This is a genomic window from Micromonospora sp. NPDC050200 (assembly GCF_040656135.1).
Taxonomy (GTDB): Bacteria; Actinomycetota; Actinomycetes; order Mycobacteriales; family Micromonosporaceae; genus Micromonospora.
Genome location: NZ_JBFALG010000038.1, coordinates 1 through 24901, shown reverse-complemented (window position 1 = coordinate 24901; position 24901 = coordinate 1). Strand labels below are relative to the sequence as shown.

The following is a 24901-nucleotide window of genomic DNA, read 5'->3' as shown; positions in this document are numbered from 1 at the left end:
GGGTCGACCCGGCCGCACCGACCGAGCGGCACGGCGAGTTCCCCTGATCGGGATGCAGAAACGCCACGGCGGAAATCGCGGACAACGGCGGCAGAAGTCAACGGCGGTGACTGGCAGGATGCACGGCATGCGGGTGCTGGGCGAGATCCGGGCGTTGGTCGAGTCGATCACGCCGTTCGACGACCTGGAGGCGGCGCACCGCGCGGAGTGCCTCGACTGGCTCGCGGCGACCGGCGACGTCTTCCGCCGGGCGAAGCCCCGCACCCCGTCGCCGCACCTGGTCGCGTACTTCCTGCTGCGGGACGCCACCGACGGCGGCGTCCTCCCGGTCGGCCATCTCAAGGCCGGGCGGTGGCTGCCCACCGGCGGCCATGTCGAGCCCGGGGAACACCCGGTGCAGACCGTACGCCGGGAGGTGGTCGAGGAGTTGGGCGTGCCGGCGGTCTTCCCGGCGGATCTGGGTGAACGGCCGCTCTTCGTCACCGTCACGCCGACGGTCGGCCCGCCGGAGGAGCGGCACGTCGACGTGAGCCTCTGGTACGTTGCTGGAGGGCCGCCGCGACCAGTCGCTCGCCCCCGACCCGGGCGAGTTCCAGGCCGTCCGGTGGTGGACGCCGGCCGAGGTGGCGGCGGCGGACCCGCGCACCCTCGACCCGCACCTGCCCCGGATGCTGACCAAACTGGTGGCGGGCTGACCGGACGGTCAGCCGCTGGCGAGCGTCGACAACCGGTCGGCGTCCGGCCGGGGCAGAGTGGCCAGGGCGATCCCGAGCAGCGCGCTCACCGACCCGACCAGGAAGAACAGCGAGAAGGTCGGCTGGCCCAGCCACTCCCACAGCGGATGCCACTGCGGATGCGGCTCGCCACGGTGGTGGCTCGCCAGCGCCGGCACGGACACCAGCACCGGTAGCCACCACAGGAGGAGCGTCACCCCGAAGAGGACCTTCACCACCGCCCGGGCCGGGTGTGACGCCTCGGTGCGCCGGCTGGCCCAACCGAAGACCAGCCAGCCGGCCAGCCCGCCGAGCAGCCCGCCGCCGATCGCGGCGGGGAGGACCAGCGGTGGCGTGGTGCGGCGCAGGGTGATCGACAGGTACGGGGACTCGGGCTCGGGGTTCGAGTTGACCGTGACGGTGAGGAGGGTGTCCCCCCGGCTGGCGTCGACCGTGGTGTGGGTGACCGGCACGACGGAGGCGCAGAGCTTGTCGGCGCAGCTGTCGGAGGTATCTGCCGTCACCTTGTCCAGGTGCCAGCCGCTCTCCCGGAGCCGGCGCTGGGCCACCGCCACCGTCTCCTCGGGCGGAGCGGCCGGCGGACCGGCGGCCCACGCGTCGGTGGCGGTCTGCTGGTACTCACCGCCGTCACCGAGGAGCAGGTTGTCCAGGGCCTGCATGGTCATCGGCTGGGTGTAGTACCCGAAGAACGTCGACGGGGTGGTGACCCCGTCGGGTTCGCGGTCGGGCAGCACGGTCCGGAAGACCTCCCCGGTCTCGGCGCGGCCCGGCAGCAGCTCGGCGGTCTCCCAGGCGATCCGGGCGGAGAGCGCCGCGCTGAAGAGCCCGCAGACGACCGCGGCCAGCGCCGCCCAGGCGACGACGGTGCTGCTCGCCGGTCGGCCGAGTCGGCAGCGCATCCCGTTGCGGATCAGGTCGACGGCCTCCCGGAGCCGTGGCCTGGTCTGTCCGGGCGGCGCGGTGTCGAGCAGCAGGGACAGCATCTCGTCGCCGCGCTCCTGCCGGTAGGCGCGCGGGTAGCAGCGCAGCAGGCGGCGGTAGCGGCGCGCGAGCGGGTCGCCGGTCGGTGCCATGGCCTTCCTTCCGGGGGGCTCGGTCTCGTCTCAGGCGGTGCGAGGTGTGCGTCCGCCCGCTCGCGGGATGGCGGGGGTGGTGCCGCGTCGGTCGGGTGGGTGGCGGGTCAGGCGGTGCCGGGGCGGAACGCGCGAAGCCTGGCCTCGGCGGCGGTGGCGAGCTGGCGCAGCCGGGTGGCCTCGACCCGGAGTGCGGCGTGCCCGTCGGAGGTGAGCCGGAAGTAGCGGCGTCGCCGGCCGTCCACGGTCTCCTCCCGGTCGGGCGCCACCAGGCCCTCGGCGGTCAGCCGGTCCAGCGCGGTGTAGAGGGTGCCGGGGAGCAGGGTCACCCGCTGCTCGGACAGGACGGCGACGTCCTGGACGATGCCGTAGCCGTGCCGGGGACCGCCGGCGAGCGTGGTGAGGATCAGGAACGTCGGTTCACGCATCGCCGCCATGAGCCGGATCATATACAGATGATCGATGTATGACCAGGCGTCCCGGGCGGCGTCGGCGGCGTCGGGCCGTACCCTGGCGATCATGCGGATTGGCATCGTGATCCTTCCCGACCAGCGCTGGTCGGAGTCGCAGCGCCGCTGGCGCCAGGCGGACGAGTGGGGCTTCGACCACGCCTGGACGTACGACCACCTGGGCTGGCGCGACCTGGTCGACGGACCCTGGTTCGACTCCATGGCCACCCTGACCGCCGCCGCGACGGTGACCTCCCGGATCCGGCTCGGCACGCTGGTCGCCTCGCCGAACTTCCGGCATCCGGCGGCCTTCGCCCGGCAGGTCACCGCCCTCGACGACGTCTCCGCCGGCCGGGTGCTGCTCGGCCTCGGCGCGGGCGGCATCGGCTTCGACTCCGCGGTGCTGGGCGGCGAGGCCCTGCCGCCCCGGCAGCGGGTGGACCGCTTCGCCGAGTTCACCGAACTGCTCGACCTGGTACTGCGGGAGGACGGCGCCACCTGGCGGGGCGACTGGTTCGCCGCGGTGGACGCCCGGAACAACCCGGGCTGCGTGCAGCAGCCCCGGGTGCCGTTCGTGGTGGCCGCGAACGGTCCCCGGTCGATGCGGTTGGTGGCCCGCTTCGGTCAGGGCTGGGTCACCACCGGCACCGGTGGCGACGACCTGACGAGCTGGTGGGACGGGCTACGGGAGCTCAGTGCCCGGCTCGACCAGACGCTGGCCACCGCCGGCCGGGACCCGGCCACCCTGGACCGCTACCTGTCGCTGGACTCGGCGCCGGCCTTCTCGCTGAGCAGCGCCGACTTCTTCGCCGAGCAGGTGGCCCGGGCGGCGGCGCTCGGCTTCACCGACGTGATCACGCACTGGCCCCGGGCCAGCAGCTGGTACGCCGGTGACGAGGCCGTCCTGGTGGACGTCGCCACCCGTCTGCTGCCCGAGCTGCGCGGGGCCTGACCGGGCTCGTCACACCCCCAGGTCGCCGGTGGCGACGCCGCCGTCGCCCCCGGAGACCAGCCGGAACCGCAGGCAGGCGATCTCGGTGTCGTCGCTGACCGGGGTGCCGACGCGCGCCCAGTAGGCGGCGTGCCCCTCCCGCCACTCCTCGATCGAGCGGTCGCCCTCCCCCTCGGCGCGGGCGAAGTCCCACGGGACGTCGGCGAAGCGAACCAGCTCGACGCCGGTGACCTCGACGATCCCGGCGAGCGCGTCGGCGTCGTCCAGCAGGACGAGCCGTTCGCCGACGTGCTCCAACTCCTCACCCTCCTCGGCGTACTCGGTGAGCAGCGTGGCGGTCGCCGTCTTCACCCCGGCCAGCACCAGCGTGTTGAGGTTGGTCCGCACCTGCCCGGGGGTGCCGAGGGCGAGCGTGCGCAGTCCACCGATCCGAGGCCACATCCTGCCGACGTTACCCAGCGCCGATTTCCCGTGGTGGAGAATCGGCGCCGGCGGCTACGGTGAGGGCGGGCGGAAGGAGATCGACCATGGCTGACCGGCGCGCGGTGCTCATCCCCGGCCGAGGCTACGACACCCGCTATCCGCTCTTCGCGTACCTCGGCGAGGCGCTGCGGCGGACGGGCTTCAACGTCCACGAGATCACCTGGGACGTGCCGGAGCGGTTCGCCCCCGACCGGGACGGCCCGGCCGCCGCCGTCCAGTGGGTCGTCGGGCAGGTGGAGCAGGCGCTGGGAGAGCGGACCGACCTGCTGGTCGGCAAGTCGCTCGGTTCGCTGGCCGCCCCGCTCGCCGCCGACCGGGAGCTGCCCGCGGTCTGGCTGACCCCGCTGCTGCACCGGCCCGAGGTGGTCGCCGCGCTGGGTCGGGCCAGCGCGCCGTTCCTGCTGGTCGGCGGCACCGCCGATTCCACCTGGGACGGCGACGCGGCGCGCCGGCTCACCCCGCACGTGCTGGAGATCCCGGACGCCGACCACGGGATGCTGGTGCCCGGTCCGCTGGCCCGCTCGGCCGAGGTGCTGGGCCGGGTCTGCACCGCCGTCGAGAAGTTTCTTCAGATCAGCTGACCGGCGTAGCCGGCGGCGGCCAGCACCCGTTCGTCGCCGGTCGCCGCGTGCGCGTCGAGGACGGCGTCGGCCAGCTTGACCACGTGCGCGTCGCCGTGCCTGGCGGCCCGGGCGAAGACCTCCGCCGGGGTGCCGGGCGTGACGATCGGCGTGGACGTGCCGTGCGGTGGGGCGTACACCGCGGTCACCGCCGCCGTGGCCGACCAGGCCGCGGTGAGGCTCGGCGCCCAGAGCGCCGGGTCGAGCGCCGGCAGGGTCCGCAGCACCGCCGTGGGCGCGGTCACCGCGTGCACCAGCATCACCGCGTTCGCGTGCCCGTACCGCAGGTAGTCCAGCGCGGCCCGGTGGACCAGCGCGACCAGCCCCCGTTCCGCGTCGGCCGGCGTCCGCGCCGGGTGCGGCGCCGCCACCGCCTGCGACCACTCGGGTACGTCCTTCAGCCGCACCAGCCGTTCCCGGATGCCGCCGGTGCGATCCGCGATCCGGGGCAGCCCGTCCAGCGCGGCAGCGACGTCCGGGCCGTCGGGACGGGACGGCGCGTCAAGGCGGACGCCCGGCACCGGCTGCCAGCGGGCCGCCCAGTAGCCGAGGGCCTGGCCCAGCTCGGTCACCCGGTCCGGGCTGGATCCGTCCTCCCGCAGCGCCCGGACGGCGTGACCTACCCGGATGACGCCGTGGGTCGCGCTGGCCGCGATGCCGGGCAGCAGCCGTGGCCACCAGGTGCCCAGCACCTCGGGCCAGGGGTGTTCGCGCAGCTCCCGGTCGAAGTGGGCGAGCCAGTCCCCGGCGCGTTTCGGGTCGCCGAGCGCCTCCCGCCAGTCCTCGATTCGCCGCCGGCCGCGCGGCAGTTCGTCGAGCCCGCGCAGGTAGTCGTCCAGCCAGCGGTGCACGCTCCGGTCGTGGCCGTGCGGGACCAGGGCCTCGACCGCCATCGGCCCGTGGTTGGAGAGCCAGCCCTCGAACTCGGGGCCGGTGCGGTGCAGCCGTCGGTACGCCTCGTCCAGGATGCCGTGGTCCATCCGCCGATCTTCGGACCTGAAGCGAGCTTGAGGTCAAGCGTGCAGCCGGGCGGCGTCGAGCAGCCCGTGCAGGCGAAGCTCCCGGGTCACCTCGGGCGGGCAGTCCCGCACCACCGCGGCGGCGCCGAGCCAGGTGGCGCCCCGGGCGGCGCAGATCTCCCGGATCGCCCGCAGTTGCGCGCCGGTGGCCACCCAGTCGTCCACCGCCAGCACCCGGTCGTCCGGTCCGAGGCGCCGGTCCACCACGGCCAGGTCGACCTGCCGGTCGCGGAAGTCGGGCTCGCTCCGGGCCCAGGTCAGCGGCCCGGCCGGCAGCCGTCCGTCCCCCGGCTTGTGCGCGGGCACGAACCCCACGCCGAGGGCGGTGGCGGCGAGCGGGCCGAGGATCAGCCCGGTGACGGCCGGGGCCACCACGACGGTCGGCCGGGCGTCCCGGAACGGCGCGACGAGGGCCGGCCCGAGCCCGGCCAGCACCTGCGGGTCGCGCCACCAGCCGGAGGTGTCGCTGACCAGATGCCTGCTGCCCGGCCCCGGGTCGACCCAGCGGAACAACTCGGTCAACCGTCGGCGCAGCTCATCGGCCATTCGCCCATCCTCGCCCACCACTGCCACCGTGGACGGTGCTGGCCCGTCCGGCCCCCGCGACCTCGGATGATCGGCTACACGTATCACTGCAATTCCGCGCATACCGCCATGATCACGTTGACTTTGGAAGTGCTTCTCTCGTTACGGTCCGACCCGGTTTGTTCAGCTGACGAAAGGACCGGTCCGGTGGCTGGTAGGCACTCCCGTACCCGCAGGTTCTCCTCGCCGGCCGGCATCGCCGCCACCGCCGCCGTGGGCGTCGTGCTCGCCGTCGGCGGCACCGTCGGGGCCGTGCAGCTCACCTCGGGCGAGGCGGCGACCCCTGTCGTCGCCGACACCGTGCCCGGCGCGGTCAGCCCCAGCGCGACCACCTCGCCGTCCCCGACCGCCAGCCCGTCGCCGACCGTCACGGCCAGCCCGAAGGCCACCCGGTCCCCCCAGGCGGCCTCCCGGGCCAGGACCCGCACCGCCACCCCGAAGCCGAGCGCGACAACGAAGAAGGCCGCCCCGAAGAGCATCGTGGTGGACAGCGGCTCCTGCGGCGCGTCCTTCTACGACGAGGGGCAGCTGACGGCCAACGGTGAGACCTTCAACCCGGACGAGCTGACCGCCGCGCACAAGACGCTGCCGTTCAACACCAGGGTCCGGGTCACCAACCCGGACAACGGCAAGTCGGTGACCGTCCGCATCAACGACCGTGGCCCGTTCATCGAGGGGCGCTGCCTCGACCTGTCCCGCGCCGCGTTCGAGACCATCGCCTCGGTGAGCCTGGGTGAGCTGACGGTGAAGTACGAGGTCCTCGGCTGACGGCGATCGGCTCGCCGTGACCGCCCGGCCGGTCGGAACACCCTCAATCGAGAGGTCAGGTTCATTCACCGGTCCACGTCCATCAGGCATGCTGTCCCTCGTACGCACGCATGCCTTCCAGTCGGGCCGCGGCCCGCTGAGTCCCGGATCCCGCGCCGGCGTCGGCGCGGCCCTCGGCCTGCTCGCGATCATCTCGGCGGCGGAGCTGGCCGACGGCCGGGAGGCGCACTACGTGGCGCTGATGATGGCCGCCCCCCTCCTGGCCGCCGCGTTCGCCTCCTGGCAGGTGGTGCTCGGGATCGGCCTGGTCGCGGTGGTGCTCGGGGCCAGCTTCGCGCTGGCCGAGCCGACCGCGTCGCTGGTCACCGCGGTCGACCTCGCCGGCATCGCCTTCGCCAGCGGGGTCGCGGCGGCGGTGGCGGCGCTGCGGCAGCGGCAGGCCGAGCAGATCGCCGAGCTGTCCAAGCTGGCGTCGGTCGCCCAGCAGGCGGTGCTTCGGCCGCTCGGCCCGCAGGTGGGCACCCTCGCGGTGGCCGCCCGGTACATCTCCTCGACGGCCACCGCCGAGATCGGCGGCGACCTCTACGAGGCGATCGACACGCCGTACGGCGTCCGGATGATCATCGGAGACGTCCGGGGCAAGGGGCTGGACGCGGTCCGCCTGGCGAGCATCGTGCTGGGGTCGTACCGGCACGTCGCGTACGAGCGGGCCGACCTGCGCGCGGTGGTGGCCGACCTGGACCGGGCGGTGGCCCGCAACGTGGGCGACGAGGACTTCGTCACGGCGGCGGTGGTGGAGGAGCGCGGGGGCACGCTGACCATCGTCAACTGCGGCCACCCGTCACCGCTGCTGCTGCGCCGGGGCGCGGTGATCCCGCTGGAGCCGCCCGCGCCGGCCCCGCCGCTGGGCTTCATGCCGGTGGTCCGGCCCCGGGTGGAACGGCTGGAGCCCGGCGACCGGCTGCTGCTCTTCACCGACGGGCTCGGTGAGGCCCGCCGCGACGGGGAGTTCTTCCCGACCGCCGACCGGGCCTGGCGGCTGCTCGGGCACGGTACGGTCGGCGACGGGCTCGCCTCGCTGGAGACCGCGCTGGTGGAGTGGGTGCACGGCCGGCTGGACGACGACATCGCCCTGGTGCTGATGGAGTACACCGGCCCGCGCAGCGGGGCGACCGTACCGGTGCCGAGCTGGGAGGTCGGCGCGGCGGAGGCCTGAGAAGGCGGCCAGCACGCCCTTGGACGCGCCCGAACGGGAGCTGAACCACAGGTGTGTAATCGCCGTCACTTCCGAGATCGGCTTGTCGCTGGCTACCGGTGAGTAATACAGTCGGGGTTACTGATCGGTAATACCTGTCCGGAAGCGGGGCCAGCGAGCATGACCCACTACAAGAGCAACCTTCGGGACCTCGAGTTCAACCTGTTCGAGGTCTTCGGGGCGGACCGGACGTTCGGCCAGGAGCCGTACACGGACCTGGACGTCGACACCGCCCGCAGCTTCCTCTCCGAGGTCGACCGCCTGGCCCGCGAGGATCTCGCGGCCAGCTACCTGGACAGCGACCGCAACCCGCCGGTCTTCGACCCGTCCACGCACACCGCGCCGCTGCCGGAGTCGTTCAAGAAGTCGTACCAGGCGTTCATGGACGCCGAGTTCTGGCGGCTGGACCTTCCCGAGGCTCTGGGTGGCACCACCGCCCCGCGCGCCCTCTGGTGGTCTCTCGCCGAGCTGGTGCTCGGCGCCAACGCCCCGATCTGGATGTACGCCTCCGGCCCGTCCTTCGCGCACGTGCTGCACGTCGAGGGCACCGAGCAGCAGAAGAAGTGGGCGCGGCTCTTCATCGACAAGCAGTGGGGCTCCACCATGGTGCTCACCGAGCCGGACGCCGGCTCGGACGTGGGCGCCGGCCGGACCCGCGCGATCCCGCAGCCGGACGGCTCCTGGCACATCGAGGGCGTCAAGCGCTTCATCACCTCCGGTGAGCACGACCTGAGTGACAACATCGTCCACTACGTACTGGCCCGTCCGGTCGGCGTCGAGGGCGTCGGTGGCCCGGGCACCAAGGGTCTGTCGCTCTTCGTGGTGCCGAAGTACCACTTCGATGAGAACACCGGCGAGCTGGGCGAGCGCAACGGTGTCTTCGCCACCAACGTCGAGCACAAGATGGGCCTGAAGGTCTCCAACACCTGCGAGGTGACCTTCGGCGAGCACGGCGTGCCGGCCAGGGGTTGGCTGCTGGGCGAGAAGCACGACGGCATCCGGCAGATGTTCATGATCATCGAGTACGCCCGGATGATGGTCGGCACCAAGGCGATCGCCACCCTCTCCACCGGCTACCTGAACGCCCTCGAGTACGCCAAGAACCGGGTGCAGGGCGCCGACCTGGTCCAGCAGACCGACAAGACCGCGCCGCGGGTGACCATCACCCACCACCCGGACGTGCGCCGCTCGCTGCTGCTGCAGAAGTCGTACGCCGAGGGCCTGCGCGCGCTGGTCTGCTACACCGCCAGCTGGCAGGACAAGGTCGCCATCGCCGAGGCGGCCGGCGACGAGAAGGCCACCAAGCTGGCCAAGCGGGTCAACGACCTGCTCCTCCCGCTGGTCAAGGGCGTCGGCTCGGAGCGGGCGTACGAGCTGCTCGGCCACGAGGCGCTGCAGACTTTCGGCGGCTCCGGCTTCCTGCAGGACTACCCGCTGGAGCAGTACGTCCGGGACGCCAAGATCGACACCTTGTACGAGGGCACCACCGCGATTCAGAGCCTCGACCTGATCTTCCGGAAGATCATCCGGGACAACGGCAAGGCCCTGATGGCGGTCGCCGGCGAGATCCAGGAGTTCATCGCCACCGAGGCCGGCAACGGCCAACTCAAGGAGGAGCGGCAGGCGCTCGGCAAGGCGCTCGCCGAGATCCAGAACATCCTCGGCGTGATGACCGGCTGGCTCGGCGAGGCGCAGGGCGGCGACGCCCGGAGCCTCTACAAGGTCGGCCTGGGCAGCCGCCGCTTCCTGCTGGCCATCGGCGACCTGGTCGTCGGCTGGCTGCTCCAGAAGCAGGCGGACGTGGCCCTGCGCGCCCTGTCCGGCGAGGTCTCCGCCGCCGACAAGGCGTTCTACACCGGCAAGGTGGCCGCCGCCCGGTTCTTCGCCCGCGAGGTGCTGCCCCGTATCGGCGCCGACCGACGGATCATCGAGGGTGCCGACCTGGAGGTCATGGACCTCCCGGAGGAGGCGTTCTGATCCCCTTCGGGGTGATGAGCCCGGTTCGACCCTGACGACGGCGGCCGGCGAGCCCGTGCTCGCCGGCCGCCGCCGTCGTCCCCGGACCCGCTCGCCCAGCCCGGCTTGCGCCGGGTCGCGGTGTCCCGGTCCTTGCCGCCCTGCGCGGTCTGCGACGTGTCCGCAGGGGCGGGGCGGTGCCGGGCCGGGCCGGGATTCGCGGAGCCCGGCCCGGTAGGCGGCCAGGTTGGCGGGTAACCGTCGCGGACCACGTCAGGGCACGCCCAGAAGCCATCGCACAGGGGAGTGCAGCGCACATGGGCATTGGTAGTGGAATCTTTCTCATCGCGCTGGGCGCGATCATGACCTTCGCCATCCGGGCCAACGTCTGGTGGATCGACCTGCGCGCGGTCGGTTGGGTGTTCATCCTCGCCGGACTGGCCGTCCTGCTCACCACGCTCTGGTTCTGGCAGGACCGGCGCAAGCGGGCTCGCACGCTGATCGTGGAAGAGAACCGGCTCTCCCATCCGACCGCGATGATGCCGCCGCCGCCCGACCCGCCGCCGCCCACCGCACCGCCGTCCTGATCCGCTCCTCCGGCGCCGGGCCGATCAGGATCCCGGCCGGGTGCGAGCCGGGCGCGCCGAACTGCGGGCTCAGCCCCGGGCGGTGTGGCGGTCCACGATCCCCGCGCCGCCCGGTGCCAGCTCCGCCCAGGCCGTCGCGGTCCGGTGCACCACCAGTTCGGTGGTCCGCAGCCCTTCGGGATCCGCCCGTTCCGGGTCGAGCAGCGCCGACAGCAGCGAGATGCCGGGATTGTGGGCGATCAGCAGCACCGTGCGGGCCGCCGGCTCGGCGGCCCGGACCAGGGCGAGCAGCTCCTGCGGGTGCGCCTCGTACGCGGTCGCCTCGTAGCGCACCACGGGTGACGGCCCCGTCGGCCCCCCTTCCGGCGGGGAGCCCGTCATGCCCATCGCCACGTCGTGCCAGGTCTGGCGGGTACGCCTGGACGCCGAGCAGAGCACCACCTCGGGCAGCAGGCCGTGCCGGGCCAGCCAGGCTCCGGCGGCGGCCGCGTCGGCGTGCCCGCGCGCGGTCAACCGGCGTTCGACGTCCGGGGCGTCCCCGTCGGGTTGTTCGGCCTTGGCGTGCCGGAGCAGCACCAGTGTCCGTTCCTCGGCTCTGCCGTCCGTCATGCGCACAGCTTGCCTGATTGACGGTCGGAGCGCCTGGGTAAGTCGATGTGTGCCGCTCGCTCACCGATGGGTGCGGGCTCCCGCACCGGGTCCGGCCGGGGCAGGCCGGGAACCCGGGGTCAGGCGAAGAGCGCGAAGTAGATGGCGATGTGGTGGCAGATCGCCGCGAGCAGGGTGCAGGCGTGGAAGAACTCGTGGTGGCCGAAGACGGTGGGCCACGGGTTCGGCCGGCGCAGCGCGTAGAAGACCGCGCCGACGCTGTAGATCGCCCCGCCGACCGCGAGCAGGACCAGCGCGGTCACCCCGCCCTGCCGCAGGATCTGCGGCAGCATCGCCACCGAGACCCAGCCGAGCGCCAGGTAGAGCGGCGCGGAGACCCAGCGGGGCGCGTGTGGCCAGACCAGCTTCAGTGCCACGCCGGCCAGCGCCCCGCCCCAGACCAGGCCGAGCATGATGGTGGCCGTCCGGCGGTCGAGCAGCAGCGCGCAGAACGGCGTGTAGGTGCCGGCGATGAACACGAAGATCATCGAATGGTCCAGCCGGCGCATGATCTGGTAGCCCCGCTCCGACCACACCCGGCGGTGGTAGAGGGCGCTGGTGCCGAAGAGCCCGCAGACGGTCAGGCTGTAGATCAGGCAGCTCACCAGGGGCGCCCAACCCGGGCGGGTGGCCGCGACGGCGCAGAGGACGATGCCGCAGACGAGCGCGACGAAGAACGCGTAGGTGTGCAGCCAGCCGCGCATCCGGGGCTTCCCGATGTCGACCGGCTTGAGCCGGAGCGGTGCGGAGGTGGTCACGGGATACAGGTTACGGCACCGTAGGTTACTTGCAGGTAGTGCCGCCGGTCACTGTCTTGTCAGTCCCACCGGCCCTGGCCGCCGGATCGATCGGGGAGTATGGCGGGATGCGGATCCGACCCGTCGGCCGGCACGCCCTCCTGCTGGACTGCGACGAACCCGGCCAGGTGGAGGCGTGGCGGGCCGAGCTGTGGCGCCGCCGCGACACCGGCGAGCTGAGCGCCGTCGAGATCGTCCCGGCCGCGGCGACGGTCCTGCTCGACGGTGTACCGGACCCGGCTGCCGCCGCCGCCCGGATCGCCGGGTGGACGCCCCGAACGGCCGCCGCGACGGCCGCCACCGCCCAGGTCGAGGTCCCCACCGGGTACGACGGGGAGGACCTGCCCGTCGTCGCCCGCCAGTGGGGCGTGGGCGTGCCCGAGGTGGTGCGGCGGTTGCGGGACACCGAATTCCGGGTGGCGTTCTGCGGGTTCGCGCCCGGATTCGCGTACCTGACCGGGCTGCCGCCGGAGTGGGCCGTGCCCCGGCTGCCCAGCCCGCGTACCCGGGTACCGGCCGGGTCGGTGGCGCTCGCCGGGCCGTACGCGGGGATCTACCCGACCGCCTCGCCGGGCGGGTGGCTGCTGGTCGGGCGCACCGACCTGACCCTGTTCGACGTGCACGCCGACCCGCCGGCCCGGCTCACCCCGGGCACCCGGGTCCGGCTGGTAGCCGCGTGATCGAGGTACGCCGCGCCGGCCCCCTCACCACCGTCCAGGACCTCGGCCGACCCGGGTACGCGCATCTCGGCGTACCCCGGTCGGGGGCGCTCGACCCGGCGGCGCTGGCCCTGGCCAACCGCCTGGTGGGCAACCCGCCCTCCGCCGCCGGCCTGGAGATCACCCTGACCGGCTGCGAGCTGCGGCTGACCACGGCCGCCACGGTCGCGGTGACCGGGGCCGACGCCGACGTCCGGGTCGGCCCTCGCCCCGGCGACGTGGGCCGGCCGCTCGCGGTGCCGGCCGGCGCGGTGCTGCGGATCGGACCACCCCGGGACGGGCTGCGCAACTGGCTCGCGGCCAGCGGCGGGATCGCGGTCGAGCCGGTGCTCGGCAGCCGCGCCACCGACACCCTCTCCGGCCTCGGCCCACCCCCGGTACGCGACGGCGACCGGCTCCCGCTCGGCCCGTGGCCCGGGCCGCCGGCGCCGGTCGACGTCACCGTCGGTCGGCCGCCGGCCGGCGAGCTGCGGCTGGCACTGCGGCCCGGGCCGCGCGCCGACTGGTTCACCCCGGCCGCGCTCGACCGGCTGCTCGGCACCCCGTACACGGTCAGTCCGATGGGCGACCGGGTCGGCGTGCGACTGGCCGGCGCGCCGCTGCCCCGCGCGTTGGCCGGGGAACTGCCCAGCGAGGGCATCGTGCTCGGCGCGGTGCAGGTGCCGGCCGACGGCCAGCCGCTGGTCTTCCTGGCCGACCATCCCACCACCGGCGGGTATCCCGTCATCGGGGTGGTGGACGACGTGACCGCGCTCGCGCAGGCCCGGCCAGGGACTACGGTGACGTTCCATGGACCTCAACGCTGACCTCGGCGAGGGATTCGGCATCTGGCGGCTCGGCGACGACGACGCGCTGCTGGACCTGGTCACCTCGGCCAACGTCGCCTGCGGCTTCCACGGCGGTGACCCGTCGACCATGCGGCGGGTCTGCGCCGCAGCGGCCGAGCGCGGCGTGGCGGTCGGCGCCCAGGTCGGCTACCGCGACCTCGCCGGCTTCGGCCGCCGGCGCATCGAGTACGCCTTCACCGAGCTGCGTGACGAGGTCACCTACCAGCTCGGCGCCCTGGACGCGTTCTGCCGGCTGTTCCGCACCCGGGTCCGTTACCTCAAGCCGCACGGCGCGCTCTACCACGCGGCGGCCGTCGAGGAGGCGCAGGCCGCCGCCCTGGTCGCCGCCGTCAGCGGGTACGACGACCAGCTGCCGATCCTCTGCGCGCCCGGCACGAAACTCGCCCAGCTCGCGGTCGGCGCCGGCCTGCGGGTGGTCGCCGAGGGCTTCGCCGACCGGGGCTACCTGCCCAACGGCGCGCTGGTGCCGCGCACCGCACTCGGCGCGCTGGTCACCGACCCGGAGGAGGTGGCCGCCCGGGCGGTGCGGATGGCCACCGAGCACACCGTCGTCGCGATCGACGGCAACGTCATCCCGTGCCCGGTCGGCTCGATCTGCCTGCACGGCGACACCCCGGGCGCGGTCGCCTCGGCGGCGCTGACGCGGGCCGCGCTGCTCGACGCGGGAGTCACCCCGAAACCCTTCGTCTGAGTTCGCGTTCCAGGTAAACGAAACAGCCCCCGTCGGGCGTGAACGGGACGTGCAGCGAGAACGGACGGAGTTCGCCGACTTGCTGCGGGACGGATGGACGCTGGTGCTCCAGCCGAACTACCGGACGGTCGGCGGCCGCACCGACTTCGGCACCCTCGCCGTCCGGGTCGGCACCGGGACGGTCGGGCCCTGCACGCTCCGGTGACCGCCGGCGCGGGCGGCCGGGCCACCCGGCCCGGTCAGGCGTCCAGGCCGCGCAACACCAGCGGCAGCCGCGCCGCGCCGCCGTCGACCACCCGCACCGGTACGCCCCAGTCCTGCCGGGTCAGGTGGCAGGCGGCGTGCTCGGCGTCCGCGTCGCAGGTCGCGGCCTGGGCGGTCACCTGGAGCACCCCACCGGCCACGGCGCCGTCGATCACCAACCGTCGGGACAGGTCGGTGGTGGTGCCGGCCCCCTCGACCAGCAGCTCCGGCGGCGACGCCGAGACCACCAGGCGGGTCGACGGGCCGTACGTCTCGTCCAGCTTCTGGCCCGGCGCCGGCGTGAAGATCACGTCCAGGGTCACCTCGCCGGCCGCCAGGTCCGTCGGCTTCCGCTCGGTGCGGTGCCGGGGCCCGTCCACCGTGCTCGCACCGGCGGCGGAGAGCGCGCCCGGCGCCAGCCGGGTCAGCCGGTGCGCGGCGGACTCGACCACCAGCACGTCGCCCTCGACGGTGAGCACCAGGTCGCTCGGCTCGGCGAGGCCGTCGGCCACCGTGGAGACCCGGTCCGTCTCCGGGTCGAAGCGACGGACCGCGCCGTTGTAGGTGTCGGCGATCAGCACCGAGCCGTCCGGCAGCGCGCACACTCCGAGCGGATGCTGGAGCAGCGCCCGATCGGCCGGGCCGTCCACGTGCCCGAAGTCGAAGAGGCCCTGCCCGACGGCCGTGCCCATGACGCCGCTCTCGACGTACCGGATCGCGCTGGTCTCGCTGTCGGCGATCCAGAGCCGGCTGCCGTCGGCCGAGACGGAGAGCCCGGAGGGCTGCGCCATCCACGCCTCGGCCAGCGGGCCGTCGCGCAGCGCCTCCACCGTCGTGCCGGCGTACACGCCGGCGGTCCGCTTCACCGGGTCGAACCACCAGAGCTGGTGGATGCCGGCCATCGCGATGATCACGCGGTTGTCGTACCAGGCCAGGTCCCAGGGGGAGGAGAGGTCGACCGAGCGCGCGTCGTGCGCGTGGTAGTCGACCGAGGACCGCCACTGCCGGCCCGTGCCGGCGACCGTCACCACCTCGCCGGTCGCCAGCCGTACGCCACGCAGCAGATGGTTGACGGTGTCCGCGACGACCAGGTCGTAGCCGGCCACCTCGGCGGCGTGCGCGGGGAGCAGGCAGAGCCCCTGCGGCTCGGCGAAGCTGGCCGTGCCCGCCGGACCGTCGGTCCGGCCCCGCTCGCCGGAGCCGATCCGGCGGACCAGCTTCTCGCCGTCGGGGGCCAGCTCCGCCAGGGAATGCCGCGCCGAGTCGGAGACCAGCAGGTTGCCGCCGTCGAGCACCACCGCCTTGCCGGGGAAGCGCAGCGTGGTCTCCGGCTCTGCCGGCGGGACGTACGGGCCGTCGCCCCGGTGCAGGGTGCCCTTCGCCGTGTGGGTGGCGACCAGGTCGTCGACCAGTCGGGCCAGCCCCTCGGCGTGACCCTCGCCGGCCATGGTGGCCACCACGTAGCCCTCCGGGTCGACCACGGCCAGGGTCGGCCAGGCCTTCGCCGCGTACTGCCCCCACATGTCCAGCTCGGGGTCGTCGAGCACCGGGTGATGCACCCCGTACCGCTCGACGGCGGCGGCCAGCGCGTCCGGGTCCTTCTCGTGCTCGAACTTCGGCGAGTGCACGCCGATCACGACGAGCACGTCGGCGTACTTCTCCTCCAGCGGACGCAACTCGTCGAGCACGTGCAGGCAGTTGATGCAGCAGAAGGTCCAAAAATCCAACAAGACGATCCTGCCGCGCAGGTCGGCGAGCTTCAGCTCCCGCCCACCGGTGTTCAGCCAGCCCCGACCGCGCAGCTCAGGGGCCCGTACGCGTGCGCTCATGGCCCCAGTCTGCCGGACGCCGGACCGCTGGCCGGGCGTGCCCCCGAGCGTGGTCGATCACATCGGGCGGGTACGACGGCGGGGCCACGGATCACCGTGGCCCCGCCGTCGGAAAGTGCTACTCGGCGGCCGGCTTGAGGCAGAGCACCCGGTCGGCGCCGCTGCCCGGCAGCACAACGTGCGGCTGGGCCGGGTCGGCGCACTTGTCCTTCGCGTCGACCTTGGAGACCACCGTGAACGCGCCCTGCTCGCCGCAGTTTGCCGCGGTCGCGCCGTTGCCCGACTGCTTCACGCAGGAGCCGACGGCCGGGCTGAACTGGGCCGGCTTGTCGTCGGCGCCGATCTTGCCGAGCAGGCTGAGCAGGCCGAGCGGAATGGCGAGGATCAGCACCGCCGCGATCAGCACGATGGCCAGCACCCGGCCGTTGCGGACCTTCGGCACCGGCTGCTCGGCCTTCGGCTCCGCGTCCGGCTTGAACGTGTCGAAGCGTCCCTGCTCCGGCTCCGGGTCCTGGTGCCAGGCTCCGGGGCCGGGCTGGTTGGCCGGCGGGAAGGACTGCTCCGCAGGCGGGAAGGGCTGCCCTGCCGGGGGGAAGGGCTGCCCTGCCGGGGGGAACGGTGGCCCCGCCGGGGGGAACGGCGACGGGGTGCCGCCGTGGGCCGGGTCGTGGGCCGGGTGGCCGTACCCGGGCACCGCGCCGGCGGGCGGGCCGCCGGCGGGCGGACCGCCGAACGGCTCCGCCGGTCGGTCGGTCGGGCCGTGCGGGCGGTTCCCGTTCATCGGCCGGTTGTTGCGGGCCGGATCGGCGAAGGCCGGGATGGCACCCGGGAACGCCGGCGGCGCGGCGGGCGAGGTGGGCGGGGCGGACGAGGGGGCCTCGGCGCCGAAGCCGGACAGTCGGTCCGGCTCGTCGAAGCGCTGCTGGTCGTCGAAACGCGGCGGGGAGTCCTGCTGGGCCTGCTGACCGTCGTACTCCTCGACCGGCTCGTCCACCGGCTCGGGGCGGGCCGGCCGGCCGTACACCCGGGGCTGCGGGGCACCCGTGCCGCCCGGCGGCACGGCCTGGTCGATCGGGGGCATCACCCGGCTGGCCAGCGGTACCGACGCGCTCGCCGACGCCCGACCGGTGGCGCCGGCCTCCGCGCCGCCGGCCTCCGGCGAGGTACGCGGCCCGGGCACCACCGGTCCGGCGGGCGACTGCGACTCCTCGGCCGGGCCCCAGCCCGACCGTTCCGGCTCGTACGCCGGCGGCGCGCCCTCCCGGCCGGCCGGCTCGAACGACGACTGGTCGGCGGCCCCGCCGAACTGGGCCGGCGGGACGTAGTCGGCCGGCGGCGTGGCGGCCAGGCTGGCGCCCGGCACCCGCGGCTCCTGCGGCGGCAGGGGCACCGCGTTGGCCGGCGAGATGCCGGGGGCCGGCCCCGGCTGGTAGATCGGCGTCTCGTCGGCGCGCTTGGGCTCCCAGGCGTCCCCGGTCGACCGCTGCGCGGGCTCGGCCTCGGCGCGGCCCCAGGCCTCCTCGGCCGCCCACGGCTCGGCGTCCGGCACGGCCGGACGGTCGGCGCCGGCCCACTGCGGCGGGTTCTCGGCGTTCGCTCCCCAGGCGGGCGGATTGTCGGGGACCGCGACCGACGCGGTCGCCCGGGGCGGCTGCTCGGGCGGCGTCCAGCCGCCCACCTCGGGCCGATCGTCCGGCCCGGGCATGGCAGCCCCGCCCCAGGAGCCGGTACGCGCCGGCTCCTCGGCGGCGGGCCAGTCCCGGTCCGGCCGCTGGTCGTCCCGGGCCGGGGCGGCAGCGCCCCAGCCGTCGCCGGACTGCTGCTCCTCGCGGGCGTCCCAGCGGCCCGACGTCTGCGCGGCGCCGGCGTCCCACGGCTGCGGCGACCGCTCGTCCTCCTGCGGCGCGGTGCGCCAGCCCCCGGAGTGGACGGAGTCGTCCTGCGCCGCCGTGTTCCACCCGCCCGGGCCGGCGGGCTCGTTCTGCCCGGCGGCGTTCCATCCGGTCGGGCCGGCGGGCTCGTCCTGGGCCGGCTGGGTGGCGTTCCAGCCGCCGGAGCGGGCGGCATCGTCCTGGGTGGACCAGGCGTCGGGCGCCGGCGGCACCTGGGCGGCCGTGCGCGCACCGTTCTCGGGCTGGCCCCAGGCGGGCGCGGCCGGTTCCGGCTGCTGCGGCACGGGCACGGAGGCGCGGCCGGCGGAGCGGGGCGCGTCGTCCTGGTGGGACGCCGCGGTCCAGCCGCCGGAGCGGGCCGGATCGTCCTGTTGCGACGCCGCCTCGGCACCCCAGCCGTTGGCCGGTTCCTGCTGCCCGCCGGCGTTCCAGCCGCCCGACTGGGCCGGGTCGTCCTGGGCCGTGGTGTTCCACCCGCCGGAGCGGGCCGGCTCGTCGTGCGGCGCGGCACCCCAGCCGTTGGCGGCCGGGGCCTGTTCCTGCTGCCCGGCGCCGGCGTTCCACCCGCCCGAGCCGGCCGGGTCGGCCGGGGTGGACCAGGCGTCCTGCGGCTGCCCGGCCGGCTGCGGCACCCGGGCGGCGCCGCGAACACCGGACTCGGGCTGCGCCCATGCCGGGGCGGCCTGCTCGGGCTGCGCCCAGGCGGGCTGCGCCGGCTCGCCCTGCCCGGCGGGCTGGCCCGGGACGGGTGCGGCGGACCACGCGGCAGGCTGGTCGGACTGGGCGGCCCAGGCGGGTTGCGATGGAGTGGCCCACTGGCCGGGCTGCGCCGGCTCGCCCTGCTGTGGCGGTTGCGCGGCGCCCCATGCCGGGGGCTGGTCCTGCGTGGCCCAGGCCGGGGCGGACTGGTCCGGTCGGCCGGCGGGTGGTGGTGGCGCCCAGCCCAGGTCCGGGGCGGCGGGATCGCCGTACCCGGCGTCCTGCTGCGGATGCCGGTCGCCGTACGGCGCCGGTCCACCGGCGCCCGGCGGCACCTGGTCCGGCTCCTGGCCGGGGCGGTGCTGGCCCTCGGACGTCATGGGTGCGCCTCCTCCATCACATGTCGGCCGCCGATGCCGTCCGGGTGTGGGCGGCGGGCTCGCCGGTGTCGCCCGCGGATCGGCCGTGCGGGCTCTCCGCACCGTATCCGGTGACCGCGCGGGGTCTCCGGGGAGCACCGGGCCGTCACTCCGCGTCGCCGGACGGTGGCGATCGGCTTTCATCAGGCTCGATCTCGTCCCGGGTCGGCGGGTGGCGACCGTGCCCCACCGTACCGGGCGTCCGATCGAGGCGGAATCCCGGTCTCGGCGGCCCGGGAACGCCGATGACCCGCCCGGGGCGCCCCGGGCGGGTCATCGATCTGGAGGAGGTGAGGAAGGTCTGTGCCGCGTCAGCTCATGTGACGCTGGGCGATCGCGAGGATCTCATCGCGCACCGCGGGCGAGTTGGCGGAACGAAGCGCGTGCTCGATCGCGCGGGCGCGGCGGTTGGCGTCGCGGCGGGTGCGGATGCGCTCGATCATGCTCATGGTGTCTCTCCTCCGGCTATTCGGTTGTCAGCCCCTGGTGTCTCTATTGAAGCGCAAGACGCCGCCAACGTCCATCGATTATTAGGTGAGCTGAGACACCTGCCTAAGATTCGTAGGTGCGAGAAGGGGTGGAGCCGTGCTTTTCGTCGTGCAATGGCAACGGCCGGTGTGCCGGGCGTTCACCCTGGGCACACCGGCCGTTGCTGGTGTCGCGGACGGTCAGGTCCAGGCGAGCAGCGCCGCCTCCGGGTCGGCCAGGAAGTCCCCGATGTCGCGGAGGAACTTCGAGCCGAGCTCACCGTCGATGATCCGGTGGTCGAACGACAGGCCCAGCGTGGTGACCTGACGCGGCTTCACCTTGCCCTTGTGCACCCAGGGCATCTCGCGGACCGCGCCGAAGGCCAGGATCGCCGACTCGCCCGGGGGCAGGATCGGCGTACCGGTGTCCACCCCGAACACCCCGACGTTGGTGATCGTCATGGTGCCGCCGGACATGTCCGCCGGCGAGGTCTTCCCCGCCTTCGCCGTCTGCACCAGGTCGGTCATCGCGTCCGCCAGCTCGCGCAGCGACAGCCGGCCGGCGTCCTTGATGTTCGGCACGATCAGGCCACGCTCGGTGGCCGCCGCGATGCCGAGGTTGACGTAGTCCTTGACCACGATCTCCTCGCCGGCCCAGGTCGAGTTGACCATCGGGTGGCGCCTGACCGCCAGCAGCACCGCCTTGGCGACCAGCAGCAGCGGCGAGACCCGAACGTCGCGCCACTCCCGCCGGCCGCGCAGCCGGTCCAGCGCCTTCATCGCCCGGGTCACGTCGACGGTGAGGAACTCCGTCACGTGCGGGGCGGTGAACGCCGAGCGGGACATGTTCTCGGCGGTGAGCTTGCGTACCCCCTTGACCGGGATGCGCTGCTCGCGGTCCGCGCCGAAGCTCACGGCCGCCGTGGCCCGGGCCGACACCGTCAACGGCTCGGCCGCCGCCGGGGTGCCGCTCGCCGCCCGCTGGACGTCCTCGCGGGTGACCGAGCCCAGCGGGCCCGAGCCGGTCAGCGTGGACAGGTCGACGCCGAGGTCCTTGGCGAGTTTGCGTACCGGCGGCTTGGCCAGCACCAGCCCACCGACCTGCCCGGCGCCGTTCGCCGCCGGGGCCGGCGACACCGGCGAGACCGGCGAGACCGGCGCCGGGGCGACCGGGGCCGCCTGGGCCGGCGCGGCCGGCGCCTGGGCGGGGCCGGCGCCCTTCCGTGGCCGCCGCTTCGCCGCGGTGGTACGCGGGCCGTAGCCGACCAGCACGGCGGTACGCCCACCCGGGGCAGGACCGCCGATCAGGCCGGGCTCGACCGCGCCCTCGGCCGGGGCCACCTCGACCGCGGCCAGCGCGGCCGCCGACGGGGCGGGCTGGTTGGTGGTCGACTCGACCGGGCCCGCGCCCGGGTCGGTGTCGATCGCGATGATCGGCGTGCCGACCTCGACCGTGCTCCCCTCCGGGTGGAAGATCGCCTGCACCTGGCCCGCCCACTTCGCCGGGATCTCGACGGCCGCCTTGGCCGTCTCCACCTCGACGATCGGCTGGTTCAGCTCGATGACGTCGCCCACCTTGACCAGCCAGGCGAGGATCTCGCCCTCGGTCAGGCCCTCGCCCAGGTCGGGGAGGTTAAACTCCTTGATCCGTGACATGCCGCTCACCAGCCGAAGGTGCGGTCGACGGCGTCGAGCACCCGGTCGAGGTCGGGCAGGTACTCCTCCTCCACCCGGCTGGCCGGGTAGGGGGTGTCGAAGCCGGTGACGCGCAGCACCGGGGACTCCAGGGAGTAGAAGCACTCCTCGGCGATCCGGGCGGCGATCTCCGAGCCCAGGCCCAGGTTGCCCGGGGCCTCGTGGACGACCACGCAGCGACCGGTGCGCTTCACCGACTCGTACGCGGCGGTCAGGTCCAGCGGGGAGAGCGAGCGCAGGTCGATGACCTCCAGCTCCCGGCCGTCCTCGGCGGCGGCGGTCGCCGCGTCCAGGCACGTCCGCACCATCGGGCCGTACGCCAGCACGGTGGCGTCGGTGCCGGCCCGGGCGACCCGGGCGGAGTGCAGCGGGTACGCGTCCGCGAGCGGGGCCTCCAGCTCGACCGGGCCCTTCTCCCAGTAGCGCCGCTTGGGCTCCAGGAAGACGATCGGGTCGTCAGAGGCGATCGCCTGCTGGATCATCGAGTACGCGTCCTGCGGGTTGGCGCAGGTCACGACCTTCAGGCCGGCGGTGTGGGCGAAGTACGCCTCCGGCGACTCGGAGTGGTGCTCGACCGCGCCGATGCCGCCGCCGTAGGGGATCCGGATGACCATCGGAATCCGGACCTTGCCCTGCGAGCGGTAGTGCATCTTCGCCACCTGCGACACGATCTGGTCGTACGCGGGGTAGACGAAGCCGTCGAACTGGATCTCGCAGACCGGGCGGAAGCCGCGGATGGCCAGGCCGACCGCGGTGCCGATGATGCCGGACTCGGCCAGCGGGGTGTCGATCACCCGCTGGTCGCCGAAGTCCTTCTGGAGCCCGTCGGTGATCCGGAAGACGCCGCCGAGCTTGCCGACGTCCTCGCCCATGATGACGACCTTCGGGTCGTTCTCCAGAGCCCTGCGCAGACCGGTGTTGAGGGCCTTGCCGAGGGTGAGCGTCTCCGTGGCCATCAGTGGGCGCTCCCCTCGAACGACTCCATGTACTTGCTGAACTGCGCCCGCTGCTCGTCGAGCTCGGGTGACCCGGTGGGGTAGACGTGGTCGAACATCGTCACCGGCTCCGGGTCGGGCATGGCGAGCACCCGCTCGCGCAGGTGCACCGACTCGGTGCGGGCCTGCTCGTCGACCGAGGCGAAGAAGTCCGCGTCGGCGATCTGCTGCTTCTCCAGGAACGCCTTCATCCGGGCGATCGGGTCCTTGGCCTGCCAGGCCTCGACCTCACTGGCGATCCGGTAGCGGGTCGGGTCGTCGGAGGTGGTGTGCGCCCCCATCCGGTAGGTGTACGCCTCGATCAGGCTGGGGCCCTGGCCGAGCCGGGCGTTGTCGAGCGCGTGCCGGGTCACCGCGTACGAGGCGAGCACGTCGTTGCCGTCCACCCGGACGCCGGGGAAGCCGAAGCCGCCCGCGCGCTGGTAGAGCGGGACGCGGGTCTGCCGCTCCAGCGGCTCGGAGATGGCGTACTGGTTGTTCTGGCAGAAGAAGACCAGCGGGGCGTTGAAGACGCTGGCCCAGACGAACGCCTCGTTGACGTCGCCCTGGCTGGTGGCGCCGTCGCCGAAGTAGGCGATCACCGCCTCGCCGTCCTCGGTGCCGGTCTTGCCGTCCATGGCGACACCCATGGCGTACCCGGTCGCGTGCAGGGTCTGCGCCCCGATCACGATCGTGTACATGTTGAACTTGAACTCGTTCGGGTCCCAACCGCCCTGGTCGACGCCGCGGAACAGGCCGAGCGGCATGATCGGGTCGATGCCCCGGCAGTAGAGGACGCCGTGCTCCCGGTAGGTCGGGAAGGCCATGTCCTGGGTACGCAGCGCGCGCCCGGAGCCGACCTGGGCGGCCTCCTGGCCGAGCAGGCTGGCCCACAGGCCCAGCTCGCCCTGGCGCTGCAACGCGGTGGCCTCGGCGTCGAGCTTGCGGACCAGCACGAGGTCGCGGTAGAGCCCGCGGTACTCCTCGTCGGTGAAGTCGACGCGGTATTCCGTCCCGTCCGGGCCGGTCGCGCTCTCGATCCGCTCACCGGTCGGGGTGAGCAGCTGTACGAGTTCCGGCTCGCCCGCCGCGGCGGTGCGCTTGGACCGGGGTGCGGCCCGCCGGCCGCGGCTGGTGACCCCGGGGTCGCCCTTTGCCATCCGTCTCTCCCTGTCGTGTCTGCGTCGGCGCCGGGGGTGGCCCGTCCGCGCAACTCGTGCGCCGGCCCGGCCGGTGCCGGGCTGGTTCCTGGCGGCCGCGCCTAGCCCCGGTGAGGGTTGCCGCGCGGCGGTGAGCCGGATTCGGGGAGGAACCCGGTTCGGGAGCGCCGGCGCCGAACCGTACCTGCCGCAGGGTGCGCGGAGGCCGGCTGCGTTGCCGTCGTGCCTGAATGATGGCAGAGGAGGTGAGCGGTCCCACAGTATGGCCTCCCCTGCCGGTGCCGTTCCGTCTGCTTCACGACGCATCGACGTATTTGTCGCTTGCAAGGTTCATGCTGACGGACAACCTGTGTGTCGACACGCTGTGATCCCTGGTGAACTGAGCGTCACTGGTCCAGGCTGGCCTGGTGCCCGCTGGGGAGTTTAAGGGTGTATGTCCGGTTGGGAAGCCCGGCGATGTCGTACGCCAGCGGCCGACGACAAGGGAGTGTCCGGTGTCCGAGTCAGGTGACCGTCCGCCCGCTCCGATGCTCGGCCGGGGCGGTGGCGGCTACCGCCGGCTGATCGGCGTACACCGGGCCCCCGGGTCGGTCGGCCCCAACCGGGGCTACCTGTTCACCGTCGCCCTGCTCGCCGGCACGGCGTCCATGCCGATCCTCGCCGCGTTCAGCGCCGGTTCGGCCACCGTCGGCAGCAGCGCGCTCCCCGACGGCAGCACCCCGTTCCTGCCCACCCCCTCCGATGGTCCGGTGGTGGTCCCGCTGCCCGCCACCGGCCAGCCTGCGCTGTCGGCGACCACCCCCGCGCCGGGGCCCGGCGCGCTCCGCCTGATCCCGCTGGGCCCGCCGCTGCCCCCGCTGCCCGTGGCCGCGCCGGCGCCACCGGCCGCGCCCGGTCCCGGCCCGGCCCGCCGTCCGCTGCCGCCGCCCCCACCCGCCCGCACCACCCCGCCCGTACCGCGCCGGACGGCCGCACCGCCCGCTCCCCGTCCCACGCCGACCGGCTCGCCGACCCCGCGACCCACCCCGACCGCCGAGCCGAGCAGCACCCTCTCCGAGCCGCCGGACCCGGCGCCCACCGGCAGCGCGGAGTCCACCGCCACCGCCGACCCCACCGCCGACCCCACCGCGACGCCTGGGCCGACGCCCGGGCCGACGCCTGGGCCGACCGTGACCGTGGCCCCGACGGCCCGGCCGACCGTGGTCCCCACCCGGACCCCGCCACCCGCCCCCTCGCCGGCCACCGGGCCGCGACCGCGCCCCACCGAGACCTCCCCGGACCCTGCCGACGGCCCGCGTCCCCGTCCGCCCGCCCCGCGGCCGGGCCGCCCGCCGTCGCC

24 protein-coding genes and 2 pseudogenes are annotated in these 24901 nt (G+C 74.3%); 13 read left to right on the top strand and 13 right to left on the bottom strand.

The genetic code is table 11. The annotated features are described in order from the left end of the window. Positions 1-52 precede the first annotated feature (52 nt). Both AB0I41_RS23270 and AB0I41_RS23265 read left to right on the top strand, forming a co-directional pair. Positions 53-445: pseudogene (locus AB0I41_RS23270) on the top strand (NUDIX domain-containing protein); the annotation flags it as partial. A gap of 97 nt (positions 446-542) precedes the next feature. Beyond that, positions 543-695 (top strand): hypothetical protein, encoded by a 153-nt coding sequence (locus AB0I41_RS23265; protein WP_357111259.1) that lies wholly within the window; start codon positions 543-545, stop codon positions 693-695. Between the two features lie 8 nt (positions 696-703). On the opposite strand, the gene AB0I41_RS23260 is transcribed toward AB0I41_RS23265, so the two are convergent. Both AB0I41_RS23260 and AB0I41_RS23255 read right to left on the bottom strand, forming a co-directional pair. After that, positions 704-1807 carry a hypothetical protein gene (locus AB0I41_RS23260; RefSeq protein ID WP_357111144.1) on the bottom strand — a complete coding sequence of 368 codons (1104 nt, stop codon included), beginning with the start codon at positions 1805-1807 and terminating at the stop codon, positions 704-706. Positions 1808-1914: 107 nt separating this feature from the next. Then, a complete protein-coding gene (locus tag AB0I41_RS23255) occupies positions 1915-2235 on the bottom strand; it encodes a helix-turn-helix transcriptional regulator (RefSeq protein ID WP_357111253.1) in 321 nt (106 codons plus the stop codon). Between the two features lie 34 nt (positions 2236-2269). Here AB0I41_RS23255 and AB0I41_RS23250 point away from each other — a divergent pair, with 34 nt between their 5' ends. Then, a complete protein-coding gene (locus AB0I41_RS23250) occupies positions 2270-3208 on the top strand; it encodes an LLM class flavin-dependent oxidoreductase (RefSeq protein ID WP_357111141.1) in 939 nt (312 codons plus the stop codon). 9 nt (positions 3209-3217) lie between these two features. Here the strand turns inward: AB0I41_RS23250 and AB0I41_RS23245 are convergent, their stop codons facing one another. Beyond that, positions 3218-3649: an ASCH domain-containing protein gene (locus AB0I41_RS23245; RefSeq protein WP_357111139.1), complete on the bottom strand. Its 432-nt coding sequence runs from the start codon at positions 3647-3649 to the stop codon at positions 3218-3220. Between the two features lie 86 nt (positions 3650-3735). Between AB0I41_RS23245 and AB0I41_RS23240 the strand changes: the two genes are divergently transcribed. Further along, positions 3736-4272: an alpha/beta hydrolase gene (locus AB0I41_RS23240; protein WP_357111136.1), complete on the top strand. Its 537-nt coding sequence runs from the start codon at positions 3736-3738 to the stop codon at positions 4270-4272. Here the strand turns inward: AB0I41_RS23240 and AB0I41_RS23235 are convergent. Both AB0I41_RS23235 and AB0I41_RS23230 read right to left on the bottom strand, forming a co-directional pair. Continuing rightward, complete coding sequence (locus tag AB0I41_RS23235; RefSeq protein WP_357111133.1) at positions 4260-5291, bottom strand: hypothetical protein; 1032 nt, start codon at positions 5289-5291, stop codon at positions 4260-4262. The genes AB0I41_RS23240 and AB0I41_RS23235 overlap by 13 nt on opposite strands. Positions 5292-5324: 33 nt before the next feature. Next, positions 5325-5876 (bottom strand): phosphoribosyltransferase, encoded by a 552-nt coding sequence (locus tag AB0I41_RS23230; RefSeq protein ID WP_357111131.1) that lies wholly within the window; start codon positions 5874-5876, stop codon positions 5325-5327. A gap of 186 nt (positions 5877-6062) precedes the next feature. Here AB0I41_RS23230 and AB0I41_RS23225 point away from each other — a divergent pair, with 186 nt between their 5' ends. The 4 genes from AB0I41_RS23225 to AB0I41_RS23210 all read left to right on the top strand — a co-directional run bounded on the left by AB0I41_RS23225 (position 6063) and on the right by AB0I41_RS23210 (position 10481). Further along, a complete protein-coding gene (locus tag AB0I41_RS23225) occupies positions 6063-6683 on the top strand; it encodes a septal ring lytic transglycosylase RlpA family protein (protein WP_357111129.1) in 621 nt (206 codons plus the stop codon). A gap of 88 nt (positions 6684-6771) precedes the next feature. Further along, entirely contained in the window at positions 6772-7899 is a 1128-nt protein-coding gene (locus tag AB0I41_RS23220) for a PP2C family protein-serine/threonine phosphatase (protein ID WP_357111127.1), read from the top strand. 159 nt (positions 7900-8058) lie between these two features. Continuing rightward, positions 8059-9915, top strand: a complete 1857-nt coding sequence (locus AB0I41_RS23215; RefSeq protein ID WP_357111124.1) for an acyl-CoA dehydrogenase — start codon at positions 8059-8061, stop codon at positions 9913-9915. Positions 9916-10211: 296 nt separating this feature from the next. Beyond that, positions 10212-10481 carry a DUF6458 family protein gene (locus tag AB0I41_RS23210; RefSeq protein WP_067300694.1) on the top strand — a complete coding sequence of 90 codons (270 nt, stop codon included), beginning with the start codon at positions 10212-10214 and terminating at the stop codon, positions 10479-10481. A 69-nt stretch (positions 10482-10550) separates the two neighbouring features. On the opposite strand, the gene AB0I41_RS23205 is transcribed toward AB0I41_RS23210, so the two are convergent. Next, positions 10551-11090: a histidine phosphatase family protein gene (locus AB0I41_RS23205; RefSeq protein ID WP_357111119.1), complete on the bottom strand. Its 540-nt coding sequence runs from the start codon at positions 11088-11090 to the stop codon at positions 10551-10553. 119 nt (positions 11091-11209) lie between these two features. Further along, positions 11210-11887, bottom strand: coding sequence for a hemolysin III family protein (locus tag AB0I41_RS23200; protein WP_357111117.1), 678 nt, complete (start codon positions 11885-11887; stop codon positions 11210-11212). Positions 11888-11994: 107 nt separating this feature from the next. Between AB0I41_RS23200 and AB0I41_RS23195 the strand changes: the two genes are divergently transcribed. Genes AB0I41_RS23195 through AB0I41_RS23180 form a run of 4 tightly spaced genes read left to right on the top strand, consistent with a single transcriptional unit; the run spans position 11995 to position 14389 of the window. Next, the gene (locus tag AB0I41_RS23195; protein ID WP_357111115.1) at positions 11995-12606 is read left to right on the top strand and encodes an allophanate hydrolase subunit 1; all 612 of its coding nucleotides are present in this window, start codon (positions 11995-11997) and stop codon (positions 12604-12606) included. After that, positions 12603-13451, top strand: coding sequence for a biotin-dependent carboxyltransferase family protein (locus AB0I41_RS23190; protein WP_357111112.1), 849 nt, complete (start codon positions 12603-12605; stop codon positions 13449-13451). Before AB0I41_RS23195 ends, AB0I41_RS23190 begins: the two co-directional genes overlap by 4 nt. After that, the gene (locus tag AB0I41_RS23185) at positions 13435-14184 is read left to right on the top strand and encodes a 5-oxoprolinase subunit PxpA (protein WP_357111110.1); all 750 of its coding nucleotides are present in this window, start codon (positions 13435-13437) and stop codon (positions 14182-14184) included. Before AB0I41_RS23190 ends, AB0I41_RS23185 begins: the two co-directional genes overlap by 17 nt. A gap of 49 nt (positions 14185-14233) precedes the next feature. Beyond that, positions 14234-14389, top strand: a complete 156-nt coding sequence (locus tag AB0I41_RS23180) for a hypothetical protein (RefSeq protein WP_357111108.1) — start codon at positions 14234-14236, stop codon at positions 14387-14389. A gap of 34 nt (positions 14390-14423) precedes the next feature. On the opposite strand, the gene AB0I41_RS23175 is transcribed toward AB0I41_RS23180, so the two are convergent. The 6 genes from AB0I41_RS23175 to pdhA all read right to left on the bottom strand — a co-directional run bounded on the left by AB0I41_RS23175 (position 14424) and on the right by pdhA (position 23562). Then, positions 14424-16256: an NHL domain-containing thioredoxin family protein gene (locus AB0I41_RS23175; RefSeq protein WP_357111106.1), complete on the bottom strand. Its 1833-nt coding sequence runs from the start codon at positions 16254-16256 to the stop codon at positions 14424-14426. Between the two features lie 118 nt (positions 16257-16374). After that, the gene (locus AB0I41_RS23170; protein ID WP_357111103.1) at positions 16375-19227 is read right to left on the bottom strand and encodes a hypothetical protein; all 2853 of its coding nucleotides are present in this window, start codon (positions 19225-19227) and stop codon (positions 16375-16377) included. A gap of 350 nt (positions 19228-19577) precedes the next feature. After that, positions 19578-19715 carry a hypothetical protein gene (locus tag AB0I41_RS23165; RefSeq protein ID WP_172892449.1) on the bottom strand — a complete coding sequence of 46 codons (138 nt, stop codon included), beginning with the start codon at positions 19713-19715 and terminating at the stop codon, positions 19578-19580. 219 nt (positions 19716-19934) lie between these two features. After that, entirely contained in the window at positions 19935-21389 is a 1455-nt protein-coding gene (locus AB0I41_RS23160) for a dihydrolipoamide acetyltransferase family protein (RefSeq protein WP_357111250.1), read from the bottom strand. Positions 21390-21394: 5 nt separating this feature from the next. Next, positions 21395-22384, bottom strand: coding sequence for an alpha-ketoacid dehydrogenase subunit beta (locus AB0I41_RS23155; protein WP_357111098.1), 990 nt, complete (start codon positions 22382-22384; stop codon positions 21395-21397). Further along, positions 22384-23562 (bottom strand): pyruvate dehydrogenase (acetyl-transferring) E1 component subunit alpha, encoded by a 1179-nt coding sequence (gene pdhA / locus AB0I41_RS23150; protein ID WP_357111095.1) that lies wholly within the window; start codon positions 23560-23562, stop codon positions 22384-22386. Before pdhA ends, AB0I41_RS23155 begins: the two co-directional genes overlap by 1 nt. Positions 23563-24056: 494 nt before the next feature. On the opposite strand from pdhA, the pseudogene AB0I41_RS23145 reads away from it, so the two are divergent. Next, a pseudogene (locus AB0I41_RS23145) lies at positions 24057-24901 on the top strand (hypothetical protein); the annotation flags it as partial.